General features: G+C 62.8%; 20 protein-coding genes. 14 read left to right on the top strand and 6 right to left on the bottom strand.

The window, feature by feature from the left end; genetic code table 11:
• The first annotated feature begins 7 nt into the window (after positions 1-7).
• The 8 genes from ACP7D4_RS15775 (at position 8) to ACP7D4_RS15740 (ending at position 8,789) form a co-directional block, all read left to right on the top strand.
• Positions 8-571, top strand: a complete 564-nt coding sequence (locus ACP7D4_RS15775; RefSeq protein WP_426105323.1) for a DUF4390 domain-containing protein — start codon at positions 8-10, stop codon at positions 569-571.
• A 3-nt stretch (positions 572-574) separates the two neighbouring features.
• The gene (locus ACP7D4_RS15770; protein ID WP_426210001.1) at positions 575-2,854 is read left to right on the top strand and encodes a sensor histidine kinase; all 2,280 of its coding nucleotides are present in this window, start codon (positions 575-577) and stop codon (positions 2,852-2,854) included.
• Positions 2,855-2,935: 81 nt separating this feature from the next.
• On the top strand, positions 2,936-3,655 hold the full coding sequence (locus ACP7D4_RS15765; RefSeq protein ID WP_426105319.1) for a response regulator: 720 nt from the start codon (positions 2,936-2,938) through the stop codon (positions 3,653-3,655).
• Positions 3,656-4,100: 445 nt separating this feature from the next.
• Entirely contained in the window at positions 4,101-4,358 is a 258-nt protein-coding gene (locus tag ACP7D4_RS15760) for a BTH_I0359 family protein (protein WP_219882611.1), read from the top strand.
• Positions 4,359-4,444: 86 nt separating this feature from the next.
• The gene (locus ACP7D4_RS15755) at positions 4,445-5,209 is read left to right on the top strand and encodes a class II glutamine amidotransferase (protein ID WP_426105316.1); all 765 of its coding nucleotides are present in this window, start codon (positions 4,445-4,447) and stop codon (positions 5,207-5,209) included.
• A 77-nt stretch (positions 5,210-5,286) separates the two neighbouring features.
• Positions 5,287-6,549, top strand: coding sequence for an EAL and HDOD domain-containing protein (locus ACP7D4_RS15750; RefSeq protein WP_426209999.1), 1,263 nt, complete (start codon positions 5,287-5,289; stop codon positions 6,547-6,549).
• Between the two features lie 22 nt (positions 6,550-6,571).
• The gene (locus ACP7D4_RS15745; protein ID WP_426209998.1) at positions 6,572-7,510 is read left to right on the top strand and encodes an ATP-binding cassette domain-containing protein; all 939 of its coding nucleotides are present in this window, start codon (positions 6,572-6,574) and stop codon (positions 7,508-7,510) included.
• A 1-nt stretch (position 7,511) separates the two neighbouring features.
• Positions 7,512-8,789, top strand: a complete 1,278-nt coding sequence (locus ACP7D4_RS15740) for an ABC transporter permease (RefSeq protein ID WP_426209996.1) — start codon at positions 7,512-7,514, stop codon at positions 8,787-8,789.
• 145 nt (positions 8,790-8,934) lie between these two features.
• Here the strand turns inward: ACP7D4_RS15740 and metH are convergent, their stop codons facing one another.
• Positions 8,935-12,714, bottom strand: a complete 3,780-nt coding sequence (metH, locus tag ACP7D4_RS15735; RefSeq protein ID WP_426209994.1) for a methionine synthase — start codon at positions 12,712-12,714, stop codon at positions 8,935-8,937.
• A gap of 223 nt (positions 12,715-12,937) precedes the next feature.
• Here metH and ACP7D4_RS15730 point away from each other — a divergent pair, with 223 nt between their 5' ends.
• Complete coding sequence (locus tag ACP7D4_RS15730) at positions 12,938-13,177, top strand: BrnA antitoxin family protein (RefSeq protein WP_426209992.1); 240 nt, start codon at positions 12,938-12,940, stop codon at positions 13,175-13,177.
• 213 nt (positions 13,178-13,390) lie between these two features.
• On the opposite strand, the gene fmt is transcribed toward ACP7D4_RS15730, so the two are convergent.
• Both fmt and def read right to left on the bottom strand, forming a co-directional pair.
• Complete coding sequence (gene fmt, locus ACP7D4_RS15725; protein ID WP_426105308.1) at positions 13,391-14,347, bottom strand: methionyl-tRNA formyltransferase; 957 nt, start codon at positions 14,345-14,347, stop codon at positions 13,391-13,393.
• A 3-nt stretch (positions 14,348-14,350) separates the two neighbouring features.
• Positions 14,351-14,893 carry a peptide deformylase gene (gene def / locus ACP7D4_RS15720; RefSeq protein WP_426105306.1) on the bottom strand — a complete coding sequence of 181 codons (543 nt, stop codon included), beginning with the start codon at positions 14,891-14,893 and terminating at the stop codon, positions 14,351-14,353.
• 283 nt (positions 14,894-15,176) lie between these two features.
• Here def and ACP7D4_RS15715 point away from each other — a divergent pair, with 283 nt between their 5' ends.
• Both ACP7D4_RS15715 and dprA read left to right on the top strand, forming a co-directional pair.
• Positions 15,177-16,277, top strand: coding sequence for a LysM peptidoglycan-binding domain-containing protein (locus tag ACP7D4_RS15715; RefSeq protein WP_426209990.1), 1,101 nt, complete (start codon positions 15,177-15,179; stop codon positions 16,275-16,277).
• A gap of 7 nt (positions 16,278-16,284) precedes the next feature.
• On the top strand, positions 16,285-17,409 hold the full coding sequence (dprA, locus tag ACP7D4_RS15710) for a DNA-processing protein DprA (protein ID WP_426209988.1): 1,125 nt from the start codon (positions 16,285-16,287) through the stop codon (positions 17,407-17,409).
• Positions 17,410-17,460: 51 nt separating this feature from the next.
• Here dprA and ACP7D4_RS15705 read toward each other — a convergent pair whose 3' ends face one another.
• Positions 17,461-18,252 carry an MBL fold metallo-hydrolase gene (locus ACP7D4_RS15705; protein WP_426105396.1) on the bottom strand — a complete coding sequence of 264 codons (792 nt, stop codon included), beginning with the start codon at positions 18,250-18,252 and terminating at the stop codon, positions 17,461-17,463.
• 200 nt (positions 18,253-18,452) lie between these two features.
• On the opposite strand from ACP7D4_RS15705, the gene ACP7D4_RS15700 reads away from it, so the two are divergent.
• The gene (locus ACP7D4_RS15700; protein ID WP_426105302.1) at positions 18,453-18,917 is read left to right on the top strand and encodes a DUF494 family protein; all 465 of its coding nucleotides are present in this window, start codon (positions 18,453-18,455) and stop codon (positions 18,915-18,917) included.
• 224 nt (positions 18,918-19,141) lie between these two features.
• Entirely contained in the window at positions 19,142-21,805 is a 2,664-nt protein-coding gene (locus ACP7D4_RS15695) for a DNA topoisomerase III (RefSeq protein WP_426209986.1), read from the top strand.
• A gap of 298 nt (positions 21,806-22,103) precedes the next feature.
• Here ACP7D4_RS15695 and coaD read toward each other — a convergent pair whose 3' ends face one another.
• Together coaD and ACP7D4_RS15685 are read right to left on the bottom strand one after the other, a co-directional pair.
• Positions 22,104-24,047 (bottom strand): pantetheine-phosphate adenylyltransferase, encoded by a 1,944-nt coding sequence (gene coaD, locus ACP7D4_RS15690; protein ID WP_426209984.1) that lies wholly within the window; start codon positions 24,045-24,047, stop codon positions 22,104-22,106.
• On the bottom strand, positions 24,044-25,066 hold the full coding sequence (locus ACP7D4_RS15685) for an NADP-dependent oxidoreductase (RefSeq protein ID WP_426209982.1): 1,023 nt from the start codon (positions 25,064-25,066) through the stop codon (positions 24,044-24,046). Before ACP7D4_RS15685 ends, coaD begins: the two co-directional genes overlap by 4 nt.
• Before the next feature lie 91 nt (positions 25,067-25,157).
• On the opposite strand from ACP7D4_RS15685, the gene ACP7D4_RS15680 reads away from it, so the two are divergent.
• The gene (locus tag ACP7D4_RS15680) at positions 25,158-26,066 is read left to right on the top strand and encodes a LysR family transcriptional regulator (protein WP_426209980.1); all 909 of its coding nucleotides are present in this window, start codon (positions 25,158-25,160) and stop codon (positions 26,064-26,066) included.

The following is a 26,066-nucleotide window of genomic DNA, read 5'->3' as shown; positions in this document are numbered from 1 at the left end:
CTCACCTGTGATCTCACGCTTTCTCCGACTCCTTGCCTGCCAGCTGCTGCTGGTGTTTGCGTGCGCGCAGGCGCAGGCGGCGGACGGCATCGATATCACGCGCGCCAACATCGAGCTGTCCGAGGAAGGTTACCGGCTCTCGTCGGTGTATGCGTTCGAGCTCAATCACGGCCTGGAAGACGCGATCCAGCATGGCGTGTCGCTGTACTTCACCACCGAAGTGGAACTGACGCGCCCGCGCTGGTACTGGTATGACGAGCAGGCGGTCGACAAGCGTCAGACCACGCGCATCCACTACGACATCCTCACGCGTCAATACCAGGTCTCGGTACTGGGCAGCATGCAGCAAAGCTTCGCCACGCTCGAAGACGCGATGGTGCTGGTGCGCCGGCCGCCGCGCTGGATGGTGGCCCCGCGCGGGGCGCTTAAACCCGGCGAGACGTACGACGTCACGCTGCGCATGTTCATGGACCGCGAACGCCTGCCCAAGCCGATCCAGGTCAATGCCTCGAGCAATTCGCAGTGGCGCCTGGAGTCGCGCGATAAAAAGTTCCAGTACAAGGCCGAATAAGCCGTGAGCCAAGCCCTGCGCTACGCATTCATCGTCGGCGGCGCCATTGTCAGCATTTTGCTGTTCCTGCTGGCCACCGCGTCCTCCAATTCCGGATTTTTCGACCGCTATTATTCCTGGCTGCTGGGCCTCAACGCCGCCATTGCCGGCGCGCTGCTGCTGTTCGTGGTGGTGGCGCTGGCGCGTCTTTACGCTCGCTACAAGAGCGGCAAGTTCGGCTCGCGCCTGATGACGCGCCTGGTGCTGCTGTTCGCCGGCATCGGCATCTTGCCGGGGCTGGTGATCTTTCTGGTGTCGGTGCAGTTCGTCTCCCATTCGATCGATTCCTGGTTCAACGTCAAGATCGAGGCGGCGCTCGAATCGGGCGTGAACCTGGGCTTGGCCGCGCTCGACCAGTCGCTCGGCGAACTGGGCGCCAGCGCCGAAATCACCGCCACCACGCTGGCCGGCCAGGACCGCCCCAGCACCCAGGATATCCTGACCCGCCTGATCGGCGAGCGCGACGGCATGATCAGCGCCATGATCATCGGCGTGGACGGCAAGGTGGTGCAAAGCGCGGCGGCCAACCGGCGCCTGTCGCTGGCGCCCGACACGCCGACCGCGCCCATGCTGCTGCAGGCCGTGATGCCGGGCGGGTATGCGCGCACCGAAGGGGCCGACCGCGATTTCAAGGACGACAGCCCGGCGCTCGCCAATCAAGGCGCGGACGCTTCTCCCGGTCTGCGCCAGCGCGTGGTGCTGGCCATTCCCGAGCCGCCCGGCGCCCAGCCGCGCTTTTTGCAGGTGATCCAGTCGGTGCCGGCCAACCTGGCCACCAACGCCCAGGTGCTCTCGACCGCCTACACCGAATACCAGGAACGCTTTGTCGCGCGCGTGGGTTTACGCCGTATGTACATCGAAACGCTGACGCTCACGCTGCTGCTTGCCATTTTTGGCGCCGTGGCGAGTGCCTTTGTGATTGCCGGGAACCTGGCCCAGCCGCTGCTGGTGCTGGCCGAGGGCACGCGCGCGGTGGCCGAAGGCGACTTGTCGCCGCGCCCGATCGTGGCCACGTCCGACGAACTGGGCACCCTCACGCAATCGTTCAACACCATGACCGGCCAGCTGTTCGAGGCCCGCAGTTCGGTCGAGCGCAACCGCGCCGCGCTGCAAAGCGCCAAGGCCCACCTTGAATCGGTGCTTGAAAATATGTCGGCCGGCGTGATTGTGCTGGACGCCGAATTTAACGTCGTCACCTCGAACGAGGCGGTCGAACGCATCTTGCAGCACAACGTGGCCCGTCACATCGGCCAGAGTCTTTCCAGCATCGAGGGCATGGACGCCTTTGCCGCGGCCGTCACGCGCGCCTTTTCGGCCCAAAGCGCGTCGGCCGCGGGCGGTGCGCGCAAGGTGGGGCACTGGCAGCAGGAACTGGAAATTCCGCGCCGGCTGGGCAGCGGAGAAGACCACGACATCACGCTGCTGGCGCGCGGCTCGCGTCTGCCGGTGCGCGCCGGCAGCGGCTTTATCGTCGTGTTCGACGATATTTCGGACGTGATCTCGGCCCAGCGTTCGATTGCCTGGGGCGAGGTGGCGCGCCGCCTGGCCCACGAAATCAAGAATCCCCTCACGCCGATCCAGCTGTCGGCCGAACGGATGCAGATGAAGCTCGAATCGCGCCTGGAGGGAAAGGACCGCGACTTGCTCAACCGCGGCACCACGACCATCGTCAACCAGGTCGACGCCATGAAGCGCATGGTTGACGACTTCCGCGACTACGCCAAGGCGCCGCCGGCAGTGCTGCAAAAGCTCGACCTGAACGCACTGATCGAAGATATTTTGCACATGTACCTGGCCGGCGACGGCAGCGACATCATCCACCCGGCGCTCGCGTCCGGCCTGCCGGCGGTGATGGGCGACCCGACCCAGCTGCGCCAGGTGATCCACAACCTGCTGCAAAATGCGCAGGATGCGATGAACGACCGCGGCCCGGATGCGCCGCCGGCGCACATCGACGTCACTACCGAGGCGATCCACTTTCGCAGCGCCGACGGCACCGCCGGCACTGCGGTGCGGCTGGCGATCGTCGACAACGGCCCTGGTTTCGCGCCCAAGATCCTGTCGCGCGCGTTCGAGCCGTACGTCACCTCCAAGGCGCGCGGCACCGGGCTGGGCTTGCCGATGGTGAAGAAAATCATTGACGAACATGGCGGGCGGATCGAGATCGCCAATCGCGCGGACGGAACTGGCGCATCGGTCTTGATTTTGCTGTTAAAGTTATGCACGGATAGTGTATTGGCTTAAGGCTGAATTCACGCATAGAATACGGCTCACCGGCATGCGCTGCATGCCGGGCAACCCGGCCAACCAGGAAGGCATATATAGATGGCGAACATTCTCGTAGTTGATGATGAAATGGGCATCCGCGAGTTACTCTCGGAGATCCTGGGCGATGAAGGCCATGCGATCACGCTGGCCGAAAACGCCCAGCAGGCGCGCGATGCGCGCGCGGCCGGGGCTCCCGACCTGGTGCTGCTCGATATCTGGATGCCCGACACCGACGGCGTTACGCTGCTCAAGGAGTGGCAGCGCGACGGTTTGCTGACCATGCCGGTCATCATGATGTCCGGCCACGCCACCATCGACACCGCCGTTGAAGCGACTCGCATCGGCGCGCTCAACTTCCTGGAAAAACCGATTGCCTTGCAAAAGTTGCTCAAGGCGGTACAGCAAGGCTTGACGCGCGCCCAGGAAGCGGTGCGCGCCCCGGCCATCGCGCCGCGCCCCATGCTCGCGCCCCAGCCGGAAGAAAACATCAGTAGCGGCGCGACCATGTTTTCGACCCAGCCACCGCAGTCGAGCGTGCCGGTGCGCATCGGCGGCATGCCGGCCGGCGAAGGCCATGGCTTTTCGCTCAGTTTCGACTTGCCGCTGCGCGAAGCGCGCGACGCGTTCGAACGCATGTATTTTGAACATCACCTGGGCCGCGAAGGCGGCAGCATGACGCGCGTGGCTGAAAAAACGGGCCTGGAACGCACCCACCTGTACCGCAAGCTCAAGCAGCTCGGCGTGGAGCCGGGCAAGCTTGCCAAAAAAGGGGGATGAACCCTCAACTGCCGTTGGCCCGGGTGCGCGCCACGCTGGTACCCGGCGCCACGGCGGCGCTGCGCGAAGCGGCGATCGCCGCCAGCGTGCCTGCCGGGCAGCGCTGCGCCGTCATCCTCGAGGGCTTGCCTGACGGGCATGCCGTTCTTTCTCCTACCTCCCTCCTCGATGTGCACAGAATTGCGCCCGCTTGCCTTTGCTGCACCGGCAATCTCGTTTTGCGTGTAACATTAAACCGGATACTTCGTTTGCGCCCCGAAAGATTATTTGTCGGAGTAGCAAGTGTTGACCACCTTGATCAGTTGCGATCGTGGCTGCAAAACCCGCCATACGATCAGCTGTTGGAACTGACCCCGGACTTGCCAAGCACTTGAAAACGGTCCGGTTAGCCCCACCTTTGCTTACAAGAGCGAAGTGGAAAGTCTGATCGAGCGAAGGAGTGAGCATGAACATGATCTACAACAGCGAGCAGTACAGCGTGGTCGAATTCGGCGTCGATCATAACCTCGAGGCCCTGCGTTTCGGGGGCTATGAAATCGTCGACAAATCCGGCCGCTGCGAAGCTTTCATTTGCGGCAAGCTGGCCCAATCCTTCAGGCGCGACGTCAACAACCTGATCGCCAGCGAACCGACGATGGAAGAAATCGACGAGTTCCTTGGCTCGTATGATTCGCTGATGAGCCAGCCGGTCTTGCTGCATTAAAAGTAGTGCTGCGTAGTCAGTCTGCCTTGCAAGGCAGACTGACTACGCAGAGGCGCGGCGGCGCCGCGCCATGGTATTCTTGCGCCATGTGCCAATTACTCGGAATGAACTGCAATGTCCCTACAGACATTGTTTTTAGCTTTACCGGCTTCGCCATGCGGGGCGGGCGAACCGATACCCACCATGACGGCTGGGGCATCGCGTTTTTTGAAGGCGCCGGCGTGCGCCATTTTGTCGACCACCAGGCTGCCGTTGCATCGCCCGTCGCCGAACTGATCAAAAGCTTCCCCATCAAGTCAAAGAATGTCATTGCGCATATCCGCAAGGCAACGCAAGGCAAGGTTGCGCTGGAAAATTGCCATCCGTTCGTGCGCGAACTGTGGGGCCGCTATTGGGTGTTTGCCCACAACGGCGACTTAAAGGAGTTCGCGCCCACGCTTAACGGGCCCTTCCGCCCGGTAGGCAGTACGGACAGCGAGCAAGCTTTTTGCTTCCTGCTGCAAGAGTTGCGCTCCCGCTTCGGCGACCAGGCGCCTGCGCTGCCTGCGCTGCGGGCAGCGCTGGCCGAGTTGGTGCGCATCATTGCCGAGCACGGTACCTTCAACCTGATGCTATCGGACGGCTCGGCCTTGTTCGTGCACTGTTCCACCAGCCTGCACTATGTCGTGCGCCAATATCCTTTCGTCACCGCTAAATTGTCGGACGAAGATGTGACGGTTGATTTTTCACAAGTAACGACGCCTCAGGACCGGGTGGCGATCATCGTGACCGAACCGCTGACGACCAACGAGACGTGGACCAAGTTTGCTCCCGGCGAAATGAAAGTATTCGTCGACGGCTTGCCTGTGTGAAGCTGATAGCAAAATAGTCACAAATGCCACGGTTTCGGGTACATTAGCACTCTTGTTACTTGTCAACAGGGATGCCGATGAACGACCCGACCTTGAGCGCTCCCGCGCGTGACTTTTATCTGGCGCGCCAACCGATCCTGGACCGCAAGCAAGCCTTGTTTGGCTATGAACTGCTGTTTCGCAGCACGGCCGCCGGCCCCGCCAATGTCGACACTGCCATCGCCGCCACCGCCAGTGTGATCGCCCACGCCGCCCAGCTCGGGCTGGAACGGGTGATCGGCGACGCCCTGGGCTTCATCCATGTCGACGCCGAAGTGATCATGAGCGACATTTTCGTGTTCATGCCGCGCGAAAAAGTGGTGCTTGAAATCATGGACAGCCTGCCGGTGACACCGCCCGTGCTGGCGCGCATCACTGAGCTGATGCACCATGGTTTTCGCTTCGCGCTCGGCGACGTGGTGCGCGATTCGCCTGACCTGCAAAAGCTGCTGCTCTTCATCGATTTCATCAAGCTCGACCTGCGCGACATTGCCGCCGCCGATGTGGCGCGCCTGGCCGCGCTGTTCAAGCAGGGCAAGAAGAAGCTGCTGGCCGAAAAAGTGGAAACGCGGGACGATTACACCGCCTGCCTGGGCCTGGGCTTCGATTATTTCCAGGGTTTTTATTTCGCCACACCCGCCATCATTCGCGGGCGCAAGCTCTCGCCGTCGCAGCTGGCGGTGATCGAACTGATGGCGCTGGTGACGTCCGACGCCGACAACGTCGCCATCGAGCGCGCCGTCAAGCGCGACGTAACGCTGGGACTGAATTTGCTGCGACTGGTCAATTCGGCCGCGATCGGGGCGCGCTACCGCATCGATTCGCTCAGCCAGGCCATCAACGTCCTGGGGCGGCGCCAATTGCAGCGCTGGCTGCAGATCATGCTGTACGCCGAACCGGCGCGCGCCGGCGCCGGCATGACGCCGCTGCTGGCGCTGGCCAGCACGCGCGCTCGCATGCTCGAATTGCTGGCGCAGCGCCTGCGCCCGGGGCAGCGCAGCGTGGCCGATGTCGCTTTCACGGTCGGCATCATGTCGCTGATGGACACGCTGTTCGGGATCGACATGCAAGAGATCCTGGCGCAGATCCCCGTGATCGACGAAGTGGCCGACGCGCTGCTGCGGCGCAGCGGCTTTTTCGGCGAACTGCTGCACCTGGCCGAATGCATCGAGCGCATGGAAGAAAAAGACAGCCTGGTGGCGCCGGCCTTGCGCCAGCTCGCGCTGTCAACCGACGCGCTGGTCGAACTCGAAGTGGCCGCCTTTGAATGGACTGACAACGTTGTACGCTTTGCCATCTGACTTTTTTTGATCGGACCTTTGCATGACCCTTTTACTCAATGTGTGCGGTTTGTCCAAGTTGTACGGGGAGCGGCGCGCCGTCGACGGCGTCTCGTTCCAGGTGCAGTCGGGCCAGACGGTCGGCTTGATCGGCCCGAATGGCGCCGGCAAGTCGACTACGGTGGGCATCGTGTGCGGCTTGCTGCGCGCCGATGCCGGCAGTGTAGAACTCGATGGCGTGGCGATCGGCGCGGGCGCGTCGGACGTCAAGCGCAAGATCGGTTTTGTGCCGCAGGACCTGGCCCTGTACGAGGATTTGTCGGCGCGTGAAAACCTGCGCCTGTTCGCCGCCCTGTATGGCATCAAGGGCGCGCAGATGACGGCGCGCTGCGACGAGGTGCTCTCGCTGGTCAACTTAAGTGACCGCGCGGGCGACAAGCCATCCACCTTTTCGGGCGGGATGAAGCGGCGCCTGAACATCGCCGCCGCGCTGATGCACGACCCGCAATTGCTGATCCTTGACGAGCCGACCGTGGGCGTGGATCCGCAAAGCCGCAACGCGATTTTCGACACGCTGGAAAAGCTCAAGGCGATGGGCCGGTCGCTGATCTACACCAGCCACTACATGGAAGAAGTGGAGCGCCTGGCCGACCATATCGTCATCATCGATCATGGCAAGGTGCTGGCCGACGAGAGCCCGGAAGCGCTGTACCGGCGCCTGCCGTCGCAGGCGGCGCTGAGAATCGAGCTGGCCGATGGCGCGCCTAAGGCGCTGGTCGACGCCCTGGCGGCGCTGCCGGGCGTCACAAGCGTGCATGCCGGGCCGGGCGGACTCGACATCGCGCTGGCCACCGGCGCTGACGCGCTGAGCGTCATGGCGTGGCTGCACGGGCAGGGTTGCCGCCCGCTGCACTTTGCCACCGCGCGGACCAAGCTCGAAGACATTTTCCTCAACCTGACCGGGCGCTCGCTGCGCGACTGACATGACTGCTTTTATCGCCCTGGTGCGCAAGGACCTGCTGCTGTTTTTCTCGGACCGGCGCGCGCTGCTGGTCAACCTGGTGCTGCCGATCGTGATCGCCACCTTCTTTGGCTACCTGTTCGGCGGCTCCGGAAAATCGGAGACCAGCCGGATCGAGGTCGCGCTGGTGCAGCTTGACGCCGATCCGGTGTCGGCAAAGATCGCCGCCGGCTTGAAGGGCGACGCCAGCCTGGCCGTGAGCGAGATGACGCTCGAGCAGGCGCGCAAGGAAGTGGGCAAGGGCAGGCAAAAGGCGGCCATTGTGATCCCCCGCGGTTTTGGCCAGGCGGCCGGCGCGGCGCTGTTCGGCGCCGGGGAAAAGCCGGCGATCGCGCTGCTGTACGACCCGTCGCAGCAGGCAGTGCTGGCGATGGTCAAGGGCATGCTCACGCAGCAGGTGATGCAGGTGGTCAGCGCGGAGATGTTCAATGGCCAGGCGGGGCAGGATTTCACCGGCAAGAGCATGGCCGCGCTGGACCAGCGGGACGACCCGGACAGCGTGGCGCTGAGGGAAATGCTGGGCAGCGTGAACAAATACCGGCAGCGTCCGCAAGCGGCCAGCGGCGGCGCCAAGGGTGCGCTGTCAACGCCGTTTTCGACCAGCGAAGAGCAGGTCAGTTCCGGCAGCAAGCTGGAAGGCTACAACGGCTATGCGCATTCATTTGCCGGCATGGGCGTGCAGTTCATCCTGTTTCTGGGGATCGATATCGGCATCGGGGTCCTGCTGGCGCGGCGCAGCGGCATTTTCAACCGCTTGCTGGCCGCCCCCGTCAGCCTGCAGACGGTGCTGCTGGCGCGCGCGGCGTCGGCGGCGGTGATTGCCTTGTTCTTGCTGTGTACGATCTTCGCGTTTGCGGTCGCGGTGCTGGGGGTGCGCATTAGCAATCCGGTCGGGTTTGCCGGCGTGGCGATCGCGTTTTCCGTGCTGACGGCCAGCTTCGGGCTGTTCATCGCCGCGTTCGGCAAGACGCCGGAAGCGGCGCGCGGGATTGCCGTGTTTGCCACGCTGATCATGGTGATGCTGGGCGGGGCGTGGGTGCCGTCGTTCATGTTCCCGGCGTGGGTGCAGTCGGCGGCGACGGTGGTGCCGACCAAGTGGGCCATTGACGGTTTTGATGCGATGACGTGGCGCGGGCAGGGGATGGATGCGGCGCTCATGGCGATCGGCGTGCAGCTGGCCTTTGGCGCGGTGTTCGGGCTGCTCGCGCTGTGGAAGTTCAAGCGCGAGCAGCGCGGCTGACGGGGGGCGATGCCGGTTGGAACAGCATCTCCCTGCCACATCGTCCTCGCGCACGCGGGGACCTATGGAACAGTTGCTCAGTTAAACCGTTCTATGGGTCCCCGCGTGCGCGAGGACGATGTAGGGGCGGACTGCCTGGCTGGGATCAGGACAGGTTAGGCGCCAGCCAGCGCTCAAGCACCGCCTTGTCGACGCCGCGCCGCGCCGCCATATCGTTCAACTGGTCTTCGCCGATCTTGCCGACGACGAAATACTTGGCTTCCGGATGCGCGAAATAAAAGCCGGACACGGCCGCGCCAGGGAACATGGCGAACGACTCCGTCAGTTCCATGCCGATCTCCTGCGCCTGCAGCGTCTTGAACATGTCGGCCTTGACGGTGTGCTCGGGGCAGGCCGGGTAGCCCGGCGCCGGGCGGATGCCGGCATAGCGCTCGGCGATCATGTCTTCATTGTTTAAGTCTTCACCGTGGGCGTAGCCCCACAGGTCGGTGCGCACGCGCTCGTGCATGTATTCGGCGAACGCTTCGGCCAGGCGGTCGGCCAGGGACTTCAACATGATCGACGAGTAGTCGTCGTGCGCGTCTTCGAAGCGCTTCTCGTATTTTTCGATGCCCAGGCCGGCCGTCACCGCAAACAGGCCGATGTAGTCGTTCACGCCCGACGCTTTGGGCGCGATGAAGTCGGCCAGGCACTGGTTGGGGCGCTGCACGCCGTCCACCAGCGGTTTGACGCCCTGCTGGCGCAGGCCGTAATAGGTGAACGCCACGCTGGTGCGCGATTCGTCGGTGTAGACTTCAATGTCGTCGTCGTTGACGCTGTTTGCCGGCAGCAGCGCAATGACGCCGTTGGCGCTCAGCCAGCGCCCTTCAATGACTTTTTTCAGCAACGCCTGGCCTTCGGCAAAGACCTTGCTCGCTTCAACGCCCACCACCGGATCGGTCAGGATCGCCGGGAACGGGCCGGCCAGGTCCCAGGTCTGGAAGAACGGACCCCAGTCGATGTAGCGGGCCAGCGTGGCCAGGTCGACATTCTTGAATTCGCGCCGGCCGATGAATTTCGGACGTACCGGCGCAAAGCCGAGCTTCATCTTGTTGGCGCGCGCGGCGGCCAGCGACAGGATCGGCAGCGCTTTTTTATTCGCGTGCTGCTCGCGGATGCGCACGTAATCGAGCTCGATGTCTTCGATGTACTTGTCGCGGCTCTCGGGCGTGAGCAGCGACTGGGCCACCGACACCGAGCGCGATGCGTCCGGCACGTACACCACCGGGCCTTCATAGTTGTGCGCGATCTTGACGGCGGTGTGGGCGCGGCTGGTGGTGGCCCCGCCGATCAGCAGCGGGATCTTCAGCATCCGGAAGTGCGGGTCGCGCTGCATTTCCTTGGCCACGTGCGCCATCTCTTCCAGCGACGGCGTGATCAGGCCCGACAGGCCGATCATGTCCGCGTTTTCAACCTTGGCGCGCGCCAGGATCTCGGAGCAGGGCACCATCACGCCCATGTTTACGACCTCGAAGTTGTTACACTGCAGGACCACGGAGACGATGTTCTTGCCGATGTCGTGGACGTCGCCCTTGACCGTGGCAATCACGATTTTGCCCTTCGGCTTGGCGACGATGCCGGTGCGCTTTTCCTCGAGCTGCTTTTCTTCCTCGATGAATGGAATCAGGTGCGCCACGGCCTGCTTCATCACGCGCGCCGACTTGACCACCTGCGGCAGGAACATTTTGCCCTGGCCGAACAGGTCGCCGACCACGTTCATGCCATCCATCAAGGGGCCTTCGATCACGTGGATCGGGCGCCCGCCGTTGCCCAGCAATTCCTGGCGCGCTTCTTCGGTGTCCTCCACGATCCACTGCGTGATGCCGTGCACCAGCGCGTGCGACAGGCGCTGCTGCACCGTGCCTGCGCGCCATTCGAGGTTCTGCTCCTGCTGCTTGCCGCCGGCTTTCAAGGTGCCGGCAATGTCGATCATGCGCTCGGTCGAATCGGGGCGGCGGTTCAGCACCACGTCTTCGACCCGCTCGCGCAGCTCGGGCGCGAGGTCGTCATACACGCCCATCATGCCGGCGTTGACGATCCCCATCGTCATTCCCGCCTTGACCGCGTGGTACAGGAATACGGTGTGGATCGCCTCGCGCGCCGGGTCGTTGCCGCGAAAGCTGAACGACACGTTCGACACGCCGCCCGAGATCTTCGCGTGCGGCAGGTTGTCCTTGATCCAGCGCGTGGCGTTGATGAAGTCGACCGCGTAATTGTTGTGCTCTTCGATGCCGGTGGCAATGGCAAAGATGTTTGGATCAAAAATGATGTCTTCGGGCGGAAAGCCGACCTGCTCGGTCAGCACCTTGTAGGCGCGCGCGCAGATTTCCGTCTTGCGCTCGAAGGTGTCGGCCTGGCCCTTTTCATCGAACGCCATGACGATGACGGCGGCGCCATAGCGGCGGCACAATTTGGCCTGGCGGATGAATTCTTCCTCGCCTTCCTTCATCGAGATCGAGTTGACGATCGCTTTGCCCTGAACGCACTTGAGGCCCGCCTCGATCACCGACCATTTGGACGAGTCGATCATGATGGGTACGCGCGAAATGTCCGGCTCGGAGGCGATCAGGTTCAAGAAGCGAACCATCGCCGCCTGCGAGTCGAGCATCGCCTCGTCCATGTTGATGTCGATGACCTGGGCGCCGTTTTCCACCTGCTGGCGCGCTACCGACAGCGCTTCGTCGTACTGCTCATTGAGAATCATGCGCGCGAACGCCTTGGAGCCGGTGACGTTGGTGCGCTCGCCCACGTTGACGAACAGCGAATTTTCATCGATCGTAAACGGTTCCAGGCCCGACAGGCGCTGTGCGACCAAGATGTCCGGGACCACGCGCGGCGCGGTGGCGGCCAGCATGTCGGCGATCGCCTTGATGTGTTCCGGCGTGGTGCCGCAGCAGCCGCCGGCGATGTTGACAAAGCCGCTGTCGGCAAATTCGCGCAGCAGCGACGAGGTGTCGGCCGGCAGTTCGTCAAAGCCGGTGTCGCTCATCGGGTTGGGCAGGCCGGCGTTCGGGTAGATGCAGACGAAGGTGTCGGCGATTTTCGAGAGCTCTTCGGCATAGGGGCGCATCAGCGCCGCGCCCAGCGCGCAATTCAGACCAATGGTCAGCGGTCGGGCGTGGCGCACCGAGTTCCAGAAGGCGGGCACAGTCTGGCCGGACAGGATGCGCCCCGAAGCGTCGGTGACGGTCCCGGAAATCATCAGCGGCAGGCGCTGTTGCTTCGGGTTTTCGTCGAAGTACAGGTCGATGGCGAACAGTGCCGCCTTGCAGTTGAGCGTGTCGAAAATCGTTTCGACCAGCAGGATGTCGGAGCCGCCGGCAACCAGGCCGCGCACCTGCTCATGGTAGGACGCGACGAGCTGGTCGAAGGTGACGTTGCGCGCGGCCGGGTCGTTGACGTCGGGCGAGATCGATGCCGTCTTGGGCGTGGGCCCGAGGGCGCCGCAGACGAAGCGCGGCTTGTCGGGCGTGGAGTATTTGTCGCAGGCGGCGCGCGCTAGCCTGGCCGCTTGCACGTTCATTTCAAAGGCCAGGTGGGCCATGTGGTAGTCGTCCTGCGCGATCCCGGTCGCGCCGAAGGTATTGGTTTCGATCATGTCGGCGCCGGCTGCCAGGTAGCGCTCGTGAATTTCCTGGATGATGTGCGGCTGCGTCAGCGTCAGCAGTTCGTTGTTACCCTTGACGAACAGTTCGCGCGCGCCGCTGCCGGACGGGGCGGCAAAGGTGGCGAAGCGGCCGTCGGCGCCGCCGCGATAGGCTTGCTCGTCTAGTTTGTACTGCTGGATGATGGTGCCCATCGCGCCGTCGAGGATCATGATCCGGCGCGAAAGAATGTCACGCAGCAGGGTTTCAGTCGGGGAGACGGCGGAGGTGGGGGTGTTCATCTGTGTGCTTTCTGTTGGCGAAACGGCCGGGACGGGACCGGGTCCAAAATTATACGTCAACAATGCCGAATGGATTTTGGAGGGCGCCGTTTTGTATCTTTATGTATTGCCGAACCGGTTTGATACTTTACGATACAAATCAATACGTGTGCGCAATCTCCAAGATACATATCCGTACGACAATGCTAGTGATGCGGCAACAACTGTCGATAGGAGATAAAACATGAATGATGATTTTCAAGCAACTTGGCCGGAACACACACCCATGCACACTGACACCAACACCGACACCACGGCGCGCGCGCCGAGCAGCCTTCCACTCAAGCAGATTGTGACGATCCGCCTGGATGTGGACATGCTGAACTGGTTCAAGGCGGCAGGGCCGGGGTATCAGACCCGGATCAACCAGATCTTGCGCGACCATATGGATGCGCAAAAGGCTGACAAAGGTGCTGCTGCTTAATATCAACGGTTCCATGGGTCAGCGCGTCCGCGAGGGCGTAGCAATACTGCTGGACTGGTAGCGCCAACTGTAGGGCGGAAAAGGGCAAGGCCCGCATTGCGCCAAGCGTGTCGACGGCATTTGTCGGAAAAGGGGGGCGCCGAGGCGACTTCGGCCTTTTCCGAGCGCGCCGGTCAACCCTTCTGCGACAGTCGCCTGTTGGGACCTGCCGCTTCAATCGAACATCAGTTCAGCCAGCGGGAAACCTTTAAGAAACTCGGCAGCCGGCAAGCGCTTGCCGCCGGGTTTTTGCAGTTCCGTCAGGCGCAGCGTGCCGGTCTTGCATGCAATCACAATGCCGTGCTGTGCATCGGCGGCCAACACTTGCCCCGGCAGCGCATCGCTGCCCGCTTCCAACGCCTGCGCCCCCCAGATCTTGATCGTCACGCCGTTGACCTCGGCATGTGCGCCGGGAAACGGGTTGAACGCGCGTATCTTGCGGCACAGCTCCAGAGCCGGACGATCAAAATCGAGCTTGGCTTCATCCTTGCTAATCTTGGCCGCGTAGGTCACGCCGGCTTCCGGCTGCGGCACGGCAAGCAGCTTGCCCTGGCCGATCAGTTTCAATGCCTGCACAATCATGTCCGCGCCCAGCCTGGCCAGGCGGTCGTGCAGCGCCCCGGTGGTCTCGGACGCACCAATGGCCAACCGCTCCATCAGCAGCATTGGCCCGGTATCCAGGCCTTCTTCCATTTCCATGATCGTCACGCCCGTATCAACATCGCCCGCCTCAATGGCACGGTGGATGGGTGCGGCGCCGCGCCAGCGCGGCAGCAATGAACCGTGGATATTGATGCAAGGCTTGATGTCCAGCGTGCTGCGCGGCAGAATCAGGCCGTAGGCGGCCACTACCATCACATCGTAGTCGAGCGCCAGCAAGCGTTCGTGGGCGGCCTGCGCCTGCGCGGCGCGCACCGGATCCTTGCTGTCGGTGCGCAGCGACAGCGGCTGCAGCACCTCGATGCCATTGGCCAGCGCGAACTGCTTGACGGCCGACGCATGCAGCTGCAGGCCGCGCCCGGCGGGACGGTCGGGCTGGGTCAGCACGAGCGGGATCTCGAAGCCGGCCTGGTGCAGCGCCGCGAGCGCAACCGCGGCAAACTCGGGCGTGCCGGCGAAAACGACTTTCATCGGTTAATGGCGCCGGCCGGCGGCGCGCAATGCTGCTTCGCGTTCGATGCCGCGCTCTTCCTTGAGCATCTTGGCCTTGATCCGGTTGCGCTTGAGCGGTGACAGGTATTCGACGAAGACCTTGCCCATCAAGTGGTCCATCTCGTGCTGGATGCAGACCGCCAGCAAGCCATCGGCGGACAGCTCGAACGGCTGGCCGTTCACGTCCAAGGCGCTGACCTTGACCTGCGCCGGGCGCTCCACGCCATCATAGATGCCGGGCACCGACAGGCAGCCTTCATCGTAGACCTGCTTTTCAGCACTGGCCCAGATGATCTTGGGATTGATGAACACTTGCAGCGCATCCTTGGTGTCGGTGGTGTCAACGATGATCAGTTGCTCATGCACATCAACCTGGCTGGCGGCGAGCCCGACGCCGGGGGCGTCATACATGGTTTCGGCCATGTCGGCGACCAGCTTGTTGATCCGCTCGCCAAATTCGGTAACCGGTTTGGCAACCTTGTGCAAGCGTGCATCCGGGTAGCGGAGAATATTCAGAATTGCCATAGGTGTAATAAGTTCGATAACTGTTCGGTGATTGATTCGTCAGCAACTGCGCTTAAGATGCCGCAATACAACAAAAACGCAACACGTCCGGAGGGGGCCAGATCGCGGTTTTTCTTGCTACTTCAAGGATTTATGTGCAGAATTTGATCCAGTTCGGCAAGCTTTGTCCCCAGAAACGTCGATAGGGTAGCGATAAATCCTGCTCTTTCTTGCGCTATGGCTGGCAAAGGTTATGAGTCCAGCTAGCAATTCCGTGTTAATGCCGCACTTAACGGACATCTCAATGAAAAATTTTAGCACAGTCAGCGCCCGCATAGCAGTTGCAGCGCTTTTCGCAGGCGTCCTCGCCGCGCCCGCGCAGGCGGCACCAAAGTCTTGCAACTTTCGTCCCAACGCTCCCGACCAGCACCTGGTCGTCAAGGGCGATACCTTGTGGGATATTTCGGGAAAATTTCTCGAGCACGCCTGGTGCTGGCCCCAGGTATGGGGCCTGAACAAGGAGCAGATCAAGAATCCGCACTGGATCTATCCGGGCCAGATTGTCTACTTCGACCGCGCCACCGGGCGCCTGTCGCTCAACCGTCCGGGTTCGGACGGCTCCGGCGGCGCTACCGGCACCCTGCGCCTGTCGCCCCAGGTGCGCACCGAAGGGCTGGGCATCGACGCCATCGCATCGATCCCGTCGGACATCATCGACCCCTTCCTGTCGCAGCCGCTGATCGTCGGCGTCAATGAACTGGCCACGCAGCCGCGCATCGTTGCTGGCGTCGAAGGACACTTTTACCTGGGCAAGGACGATAAAGTCTATGTTCGCGGCAACCTGAAAGGCGGCAGCTCGTTCCAGGTGTTCCGTCCCGGAACGCCTTTGAAAGATCCGGAAACCGGCAAGTTGCTCGCCTACGAGGCGGTCTACCTGGGCACGGCCAAGCTGCAAAGCGAAGCGAAGCCGCCAGCCGACGTGCACACTTTCACGATCGCCAGTTCCAAGATGGAAATGGGGGTCGGGGACCAACTCGTGCTCGCGCCCCCTACGGCAATTCGCAACTATGTGCCGCATCAGCCTGACCGCGCCATCAATGCGCGCGTACTGGGCATTTATTCCGGTGTGACGTATGCGGGACAAAACCAGGTGGTCAGCGTTAATCGCGGTTCGGTTGACGGACTCGATGTGGGCGCCGTCCTGCAGCTCTACAATCTTGGCAGAACCGTGAAGGATCCGACCATCAAGGCCGGCATGATGGGCCAGTCGGCCATGGTCAAGCTGCCGGACGAAGAATCGGGCACTTTGTTTATTTTCCGCGTGTTCAAGAACATCTCGTATGGTCTGATCATGCAAGTGACGACGCCGGTTGAAGTCGGCGACGTGGCTAAATCACCGGAGTAATATCGCCGTGCAAGACACGGATCCCGCCCCTCCACTTGACCAGGCCGCAAGCCTGGCCGCCTGGATACGCCTGGAGCTAACCCCGGGCGTAGGGCGGGTCACGGTACATTGCCTGCTCGAGCGCTTGCGCACGCCGCAGGCGATTTTTTCGGCCGGCTACCACGTGCTGGCCGGGCTGGTTTCTTCCGCCCGGGCGCGCGTCTTGTCCGAACCACCCTCCCAACTAGTCGCACAGCGCATCGATGCCGCGCTGACCTGGCTTGACGCACCCGGGCGCCACTTGCTCACGCCCGACGATGCGGCCTATCCCGGCTTGTTGCGGCATATTCCCGATCCTCCCTTTTTGCTGTACGCCATTGGCCGCACCGAACTGCTGGCCGGTCCCGCCGTGGCCATGGTCGGCAGCCGCAATGCGAGCGTGCAAGGCTTGTCCAATGCGGGCAACTTCGGCCATGCGCTCAGCGAAGCGGGCCTGACCATCGTCTCGGGCATGGCGCTGGGCATCGACGCGGCCGCGCACGAGGGCGGCTTGCGCGGCGTCGGCTCGACGGTGGCGGTGATCGGGACCGGGGCCGACCGCATCTACCCGCGCCGCAACGAGCGCTTGGCGCGCCGCATTGCGGAAGAGGGTTGCATCATTAGTGAGTACTCACTTGGCACGCCGCCCGCGTCCGCCAACTTCCCGCGCCGCAACCGCATCATCAGCGGCTTGTCGTGCGCGGTGCTGGTGGTGGAGGCTGCCGCCGGGTCGGGTTCGCTCATCACGGCGCGCATGGCGCTCGAGCAGGGGCGCGACGTGTTCGCCATTCCCGGCTCGATCCACTCGGCGCTGGCCAAAGGCTGCCACAAGCTGATCAAGGAAGGCGCGAAACTGGTCGAATCGGTGGGGGACTTGCTCACGGAACTGTGCCTCTCACCAATGGCTGAACCGAGCGCGGAGACGGCGCCCGGCTATTGCGGGGCCGCGCACGCCTTGCTCGAAGCGATGGGGCACGGACCGGTGAACACCGACGCGCTCGCCGCGCTGACGCAGACGGCGCCCGCTTTTCTGGCCGGCCAGTTATTGACGCTGGAGCTTGCCGGTCACATTGAACGCTTGCCGGGTGGATTATTCCAGCGCATCAATCGCTGAAGCCATCAATGCTTGCCCGCCGGTTTCTCCCGCAGAGCTAAAACGCCAGTGTCAGAGCGCCACGGTGAGCATGGTCGGGGATTGGTACATTTCCTGCGTCATCAAGTCTACACCGCAGGGCAAGCTTTCGATCCAGTCGAGAAAGCGCGCGATCATGGCCCGTCCCTTGAAGGGTGCGCCGTGCTGTGGCACGATCCATTCGGGGTCGAGCTTGCGCACCATGTTGACCCAATAGCGGCATACCTTGTTGGACACCATATAGCGCGAATGGAAGCCGCGCATGTACGGCAAGTGCTGATCGAAGTCTTGCACCGGCTGGGTCGAGAGCGAGGCCGGCAGCATGGAGGCGCCCATGTCGCCGGAAAACAGAATTTTGCTGACGTCGTCGTAAAACTGGAAATTGCCTTCCGCGTGAAGGAAGTGCGCGGGGAGAATCTGAAAGGTTGCACCCCCGAATGGAAGCAGGGTGCCTTCATCGGGCATGGCGATGATGCGGCCTTCGGTTTTTCCCTGGGCGCAAAAATGGGGCACGAAACGCGACCAAATTTCGGAAATCAGCAACTTGGTCTCGGAACCATTCAACCAGCGAGGCAAGGAAGCGATGATATCGGGGTCGGCATGCGAGGCGAATACATACTTGAGCTGCTTTGGCGGAAAGAATTTGCTCATCGCCAAAAACAGCTCGTTATAAGTAAGGATGCCTCCCGGGTCGAGCAAGATGCCGTTACCTTCGCGGACAATCAGGAACTGGTTGGACTGGACCGATTCGCCCTCGGAAGCCTCCACAAGATCGGAAAACATCAGGCAGATATGTTCTCCATTGTTGAAAAGTTCGATTGCCATGAATGTCCCTACAATTAAAATGGGTTTATCGTAGCATATTGATTTTTGGCAACGGAGGTTTCTGCTGGCGCGCATGGTTTTCCGCACCCTCAGCTTTCGCCACGCGCGCGCGCGTCCGCCTGGATGGTTCGCACCGTCAATCCCCGGGCGGAACCGTGCGCCACTTGTGCAGGACCGAGCTTAGCTGATAGAGTAGCGCCATGTTCGATATCCTTGTGTATCTTTACGAGACCTACTACCGTCCGGACGCCTGTCCCGAGCCGGAAGCGCTTGCTCGTAAATTGTCGGCGGTGGGTTTTGACGACGTTGAAATCTCCGAAGCCATCGTCTGGCTCAACGACCTGACCGAAATGGCCGGCGCCGAACCGAGCGCCGCGTTTTCGTCCTCCGGCACCCGGTTTTACGTCGAGTCCGAGTACGACGCGCTCGGTACGCCAGCTATCGGCTTCATCCAGTTCCTCGAAAGCGCCAGCGTGCTCTCGCCCGTGCAGCGCGAAATTGTCATCGAGCGCGCGCTGGCGCTGGAAGAGTCGCCCGTGGGCCTGGGCAAGCTCAAGATCATTGTCTTGATGCTGCTCTGGAGCCAGGGAAAAGAGCCGGACGCACTGATGTTCGATGACTTGTTCGGCTCCGACGACGAGCAAACGCCGCGCCTGCTGCACTAAAATTTTCCGCTCGCACCTGTCTATACAACACCGCGCGTCACTTTGCGCCGGTTTCTGGCCGCCCGCGTGCACAGTCCTCTTGCAGATTGCCCGGCAACCCGCTTATCATTGGCCGCGGCCGGATTGTTACAATTCGTGTATCAACAACCAGAAAATGCCGGTGGCTGCGGACATGCATGTATGATGCGCGAGCCGAACCCCTATAAAGTACGCTGAGAAACCATATGACAAAAACCCTCATCATCGCCGAGAAGCCCTCCGTCGCGAACGATATCGCCAAGACGCTGGGCGGCTTCACCAAGCACGATGAGTACTTCGAGTCCGACCAATACGTGCTCTCGTCGGCGGTCGGCCACTTGCTCGAGATCGCGGTGCCCGAGGAACATGACGTCAAGCGCGGCAAATGGAGCTTTGCGCATCTGCCGATGATTCCGCCGTACTTCGCGCTCAACCCGATCGCCAAGACCGAAGCGCGCCTGAAGGTGCTCAACCGGCTGATCAAGCGCAAGGACGTCACGCAGCTGATCAACGCATGCGACGCCGGGCGCGAGGGTGAACTGATTTTCCGCCTGATCCAGCAAAACGCGAAAGCCAAGCAACCGGTTCAACGCCTGTGGCTGCAGTCGATGACGCCAACCTCGATCCGCGAAGGCTTCACCAAGCTGCGCTCGGACGCCGAGATGCTGCCGCTGGCCGATGCCGCGCGCTGCCGCTCCGAAGCCGACTGGCTGATCGGGATTAACGGCACGCGCGCCATGACGGCATTCAACTCGAAAGAGGGCGGCTTTTATCTGACCACCGTGGGCCGGGTGCAAACGCCCACGCTGTCGATCGTGGTCGAACGAGAAGACAAGATCAAGCGCTTCGTGTCGCGCGACTACTGGGAAGTGCGCGCCGAATTCGTGTGCGCGGCCGGCATCTACGAAGGGCGCTGGCTCGACCAGGCCTTCAAGAAGGACGAGAACGACCCTGAGCGCCGTCCCGAGCGCCTGTGGAGCCGCGCCGCAGCCGACACCATCGCCATGGCCTGCAAGGGCCGCCAGGGCGTGGTCACCGAGGAATCGAAGCCGACCACGTCGATGGCGCCGGCGCTGTTCGACTTGACCAGCCTGCAGCGCGAAGCGAACGGCCGGTTCGGCTTTTCGGCCAAGAACACGCTCGGCCTGGCGCAGGCGCTGTACGAAAAGCACAAGGTATTGACCTACCCGCGTACCGATTCGCGCCACCTGCCGGAAGACTACATCGACACCGTCAAGGAAACGATGGCCAGCCTGGCGGAAAATAATAACTACCACCAGTTCGCCAAGCAGATCACCGACAAGGGCTGGGTCAAGCCGAACAAGCGGATCTTCGACAACACCAAGATTTCGGATCACTTCGCGATCATCCCGACCACGCTCGCGCCCAAGAACCTGTCCGAGCCCGAGCAAAAGCTGTATGACCTGGTGACGCGCCGCTTCATGGCGGTGTTTTTCCCGCCGGCCGAGTTCCAGGTCACGACCCGCTTTACGGAGGTGTCGGGCCACCAGTTCAAGACCGAAGGCAAGGTCATGACCAATCCGGGCTGGCTGGCGATCTACGGCAAGGAAGCATCGACCGACAGCGACAAGGACGACAACACGGGCGGCAACCTGGTCCCCGTGGCCAAGGGCGAAAAAGTACAAACCGAAACCGTCACCGCCAATGGCCTGGTGACCAAGCCGCCTGCGCGCTACACCGAGGCGACGCTGCTGTCGGCCATGGAAGGCGCCGGCAAGCTGATTGACGACGACGAGCTGCGCGACGCGATGGCCGGCAAGGGCCTGGGCACGCCGGCCACGCGCGCGGCCATCATCGAGGGCTTGCTGGGCGAGCGCTACCTGCTGCGCGAAGGGCGCGAACTGATGCCGACCGCGAAAGCGTCGCAGCTGATGACGCTCTTGCGCGGCCTTGGCGTGAACGAACTGACGGCGCCGGAATTGACGGGCGAGTGGGAATACAAGCTCTCGCAAATGGAGAAGGGTAAAATCTCGCGCGAAGAATTCATGCGCGAGATCGCCCAGATGACCCAGATCATCGTCAAGCGCGCCAAGGAATACAACAACGACACGATCCCGGGCGATTATGCGACGCTTGCGACACCGTGTCCGAATTGCGGCGGCGTGGTCAAGGAAAACTACCGCCGTTTTGCCTGCACCAAGTGCGAATTCAACATGAGCAAGACGCCGGGTAGCCGCCAGTTCGAGATCGCCGAAGTGGAAGAACTGCTGGAAAAGCGCACCATCGGCCCGATGCAGGGGTTCCGCTCGAAGATGGGGCGTCCATTTGCCGCCATTTTGCGCATCGTGCGCGATGAAGAGATCAAGAACAGCAAGCTTGAATTCGACTTTGGCCAGAACGACGACAGCGAAGACGGCGAAGGCGTCGACTTCACCGGCCAGACGCCGCTCGGACCTTGTCCGAAGTGCGCCGCGGGCGTGTACGAGATGGGCCTGGCCTACGTGTGCGAGCACAGCGTGGCCAAGCCGAAGACGTGCGACTTCCGCAGCGGGCGCATCATCTTGCAGCAGGAGATTTTGCCGGAACAAATGGTCAAGCTGCTCAATGACGGCAAGACCGATCTGATGCCGGGGTTTGTATCGCAGCGCACGCGCCGGCCGTTCAAGGCCTTCCTGGTCAAGGGCAAGGACGGCAAGATCAGCTTCGAGTTTGAAGAGCGCAAGGCCAAGCCGGGCGCCAAGGTGAAGGCGGCGCCGGTGGCCGATCCGGAAGAAGATGGCGAGGCTGCTGCGCCGGCCAAGAAGGCGGCCGCGAAGAAGGCGCCGGCAAAGAAAGCTGCTGCAAAAAAGGCCCCGGCGAAAAAAGCTGCGGCCAAGAAGGCGCCGGCCAAGAAAGCGGCCGCAAAGTAAGCTTTGCCACCGACAAAAAAGCCGCGAACCCGTGAGGGTTGCGGCTTTTTTCATGCCCGTACATCGTCCTCGCGCACGCGGGTGTGGCTCAACGATTCACGACACTTTGACCGCACAAACATCGCGACATTTCGCAACTCGAAAACCCAAACCACATCGTCCTCGCGAACGCGGGGACCCATAGAACGGATGCCAATAGGTCGATTCGAATCAATGCGTTACAGCAAGCAGCTCGATTCAAGGGAAACACGACTCGTCAGTTCCATGGGTCCCCTCGTGCGCGAGAACGATGCAGGGGTTAAGCGAGGGTCGCGATTTCGCGCGCGATGTTGTCCTGCGCCTGCCCCGTGTACAGGTTCGAAAAGTACTGGTCCGCGTACAAGGCGTCGGCTTCCGCAATCCGATAAAAGTGATTCAGCGCGTTCTTCCTGCCCGCCTTGTAGCTCTCGTCATCCACATGGCTGTACTCCGCGCGCACCGACCTCGCGTAATTATCGTACACATCCTCCGGCTGCCCCAGAATCGCCAGATCGGCCCCCAGCATGGCGTTTTGCAGGCGGTGCGACGCCGTTTGCAGCCGTGCATGCTCGGTCACCCTGATCAGCGCCGCAATATCCTCGGCCTGCGCGCCGCTGTCCAGGCCTGCGTCCAGCCACAGCCTCGCGCTCTGCTCTTCATTCGACAAGCCATCGCGCGCGCCACCGTACACTGCGTCATGGAACCAGAATGCCTTTTTCAGCGTCGCCACGTCCTCCTGCGACGCACACGTGTTCGACGCCCAGGCGGTGATTTCGGTGAGTCCGTGAACCATGTGATCGAGGTTGTGATACGCCCGTTCCGGCGCGCCATAGGCCGTCTCGCCGGTGAGCCGCTCGAACCACTGCGCGGCCTCCGGCGCGCCGGCCGGCCACAGCTTGTCCCAGTCCTTGCGCAGCCAGTCCACGATCCAGGCGCAGTAAGCCGGCGCCGGCATGAACTGCTTGGTGGTCCAATGCCAGCCAACGGGTCCTTGCAGGCCGCGCACGAAACTGGAGCTGACCGAACCCAAGTCGCGCGGCGGCATCACGAACAGCGTCTTGGCGCCGTGCAGCACGTCGACGTTGGCTTGCTGGATCAGGTTTTCATAATCGAAGTCGGACGTGTTGCGAATGCCGCGGATCAGAAAATCAATCCCCTGGCGCTTGGCCGCACGCGCCGTGTAGTCGCCGTACACGACGACCACGCTCACGTTGGTCCAGCCCTGCGCCGCCACACTCTGCTCGACGATCTCCTTGCGCCGGGGCGCGGTGAACTGCGCTTTTTTGGCAGGGTTCTCGGACAGGAAGACGATGACTTCGTCGGCCAGTTCGCGCGCCTCCTGGATCACCCACATATGGCCATTGGTAATCGGGTCGAGTGTGCCCGAAAATGCGATTTTTCTCATAAATGGCTGCGCTGTCAGTTGAACAGGGCATCCCGGCGGGACGCCCAAGCTTCTCAGGGTAGCGAAGATCGGGCCCGCTGACAAGTTACGGCGCCTATTCCAGGTCTTGCGTCGAAAAGTAGACGGTTCCCGCCACATCGAGTCCCGGCAGTGCCTGCGCAATGGCCGCCGCCGACGGTTGCAGCAGGGCGGACTTGGCCAGCACCACCGCGCCGCCGCGCCGCCGCGCACACCCTTGCGCGCCCGGACGACCAGGACATGATCGAAGTCGGGTCGGCTGTCGATCTGCTTGACCAGGAAGCGCTGTGCGCCGTCGCCCAGCTGCAGATAGCGCGCCGCGGCCGAACGGGCGGGAGCGGCCGACAAGCGGCGAAAGTACAGCACTTTTTCCACGATAACGTCCGCGCCCGCGCCCGCGCCCGCGTACGCGACCTTGCCGCCCTGTTCAAAGTGGCCGAGCACCAGATCGGCCTTGAAACGCTGGTTCGCCCTGGCGTCCGGCGCAAACCGGTCGAGCTCGAATTTTTCCGGGTCCAGCGTCCACAATTGGATGCCTGCGTCCAGGCGCGCGCGCAGCGCCTTGTCTTGCGCCTTGTCTTGCGCCTTGTCTTGCGCCTTGTCTTGCGCCTGGTCGGCCAGGCGCAGCTGCAAGATGACCTGGTAGTCGTGCGGGGCATGGAACATCGGCAGGTGCGACGCGTACAGCGCGCCGGGGCCCCCGAACAGCAGCATGCCGTGCGAGCCGAATGACGGCCCGGCGGCGAGTGCCGCGCCGGCGGCGCACAGCAGCAGCGCGAAGGCGATCAGCTTTCTGATCATGCCTGCACCAGCAGCTTGCCGCGATGCTCGCCGGTAAACAGAGAGTTCAACGCCGCCGGGAGCTGGTCAAAACCGGCGATCACGGTTTCTTCGAATACGATCTCGCCTGCCCGGACCCACGGCGCGACGATGCGCGTCATCTCGTCCATCCGGTGCACGTAGTCGCGCGCCAGGATGCCTTGCATGGTGGCGCGTTGGTACAGCATGTGGTGCAGCAGGCGCGGGCCCATCTCGGGCGCATCGAGGCCGCCGCTGTACTGGCTGATCTGCCCGCAGATGACGATGCGCGCGCGCCGGTTGATTAGCGGGATCACGGCGTCGGTGACGATGCCGCCCACGTTATCGAAATACACGTCCACGCCGCCGGCCATGGCCTTAATGGCTGCGCCCATGGCGTCGGCGTCGCCAAAAGCCTTGTAGTCGAGCGTCCAGTCGGCGCCGAGTTTGTCGCGCAGCCAGCCGCACTTGGCCGCGCCGCCGGCAATGGCGAGCACGCGCGCGTCGTGGCGCTTGGCGAACTGCACCACCAGCGAACCGACCGCGCCGGCGGCGCCCGACACCACCACCACGTCGCCTGCGTGCGGGCGGCCGGCCTCGGTCAGCCCGAACCAGGCGGTGCGCCCCGGCATGCCGAGCACGCCGAGCGCCGTGGTGACAGGCGCCAGCGCGGGATCGAGCAGCGTCAGTTCGCCGGCGGCCACGCGCGCATGCGTTTGCCAGCCGGTATAGCTGCGCACCCAGTCGCCGGATGCAAAGCCGTCAGCGTTCGAGGCCAGTACCTGCGCCACCACGCCGCCCTGCTGCACCACGTTCAGCGGATGGGCATCGGCGTCGTAGGTCGGCTTGCCCGACTGGCCGATGCGCATGTAAGGGTCGACGCTAAAGTAGCGCGCCTCGATCAGGACCTGGCCGGCGCCCAGCGTGCTCTCGAGCGGCGCTTCGATCAGTGCATAGTGTTCGCTGCCCACGGTGGCGTCGGGACGGCGGCGATAGATCCATTGGCGGTGCATGGGTTGCATGTAGTCTCCTTTAACGAAGGTGCCATGCTACTTCCCGCGTGCGGTCGCGTAAAGCAACATATAATCATGGTTTGTGTCTCGTTTGGAAACCATGAATTTGACCGACCTGCGTATTTTTGTCAGCGCCGCGCTGCGTCCTTCGCTGGGCGCAGCTGCCGTCGACATGCATTTGACGCCGTCGGCAGTGTCCAAGGCGCTGCGCCGGCTGGAGGCTAGCCTGGACACGCCGCTGTTCGATCGCACGGCCAAGCAGTTGGTTCTCAACGACAGCGGCCAGCGCCTGCTGGCCCGGGCGCGCGCCTTGCTGGCGCTGGCCGACCAGGCCAAATCCGACGTGATGGGCGAGCGCGCGGCGCTGGCCTGCAGGCTGGGCGGGCCGGCGCTGCTGCTATGGCGCCACGGGCAGGGCGCCGCCGAAGCACTGCGCACCTGGCCTGACGCCACGCTGTCGCTGCAGGCGATGTTCGAGGATGAAGCGCTGGCGGCCCTGGCGCGCGGCGACATCAATGGCGCCATTGTGACCGGTGAAGCGATCGCCGCACGCGGGGCCGAGTGGCGTGCCGGTTGGGAGGCGACACCGTTGGGAGAGCTCAATTTGCAGCTGGTGGCCGGCAAGACGCATCCGCTGGCACGCCGCAAGAAAGGCGGGGTGGTGGAGGCGAGTAGCGCGCAGGTGCTGGAACACGACTTTGCGTGCCCGCCGCGGTCCCTGTTTTGCGGGGTGCAGCGGGGCGCCAGGTCGGACGGCTGGCGCGACGATCAACTGCCGCGCCGGATCCGCTATTGGACCGATGATCTGCAGTTGCTGCTGGGGTTTGTCCGGTCCGGCAGTGCGCTGGCGTACCTGCCGGATTTTGCGCTGGTTGAAGCTGACCTGGTGCGCATCCACGTGACCGATTGCGCGTTTCGCTGTACCGAGCAGGCGTTCCTGGTGTGGGACAGCGCCAGTGGCGCACAGTGGCAGCACGTTCTGGCGCGCACGCTCGCGTCGCCGGCTTGA

The sequence above is a fragment of the Massilia sp. TWP1-3-3 genome (assembly GCF_049897805.1).
GTDB lineage: Bacteria > Pseudomonadota > Gammaproteobacteria > Burkholderiales > Burkholderiaceae_D > Telluria_A.
Note: the sequence above shows the minus strand (reverse complement) of the source record. Positions and strands in the feature narration are given on the sequence as shown.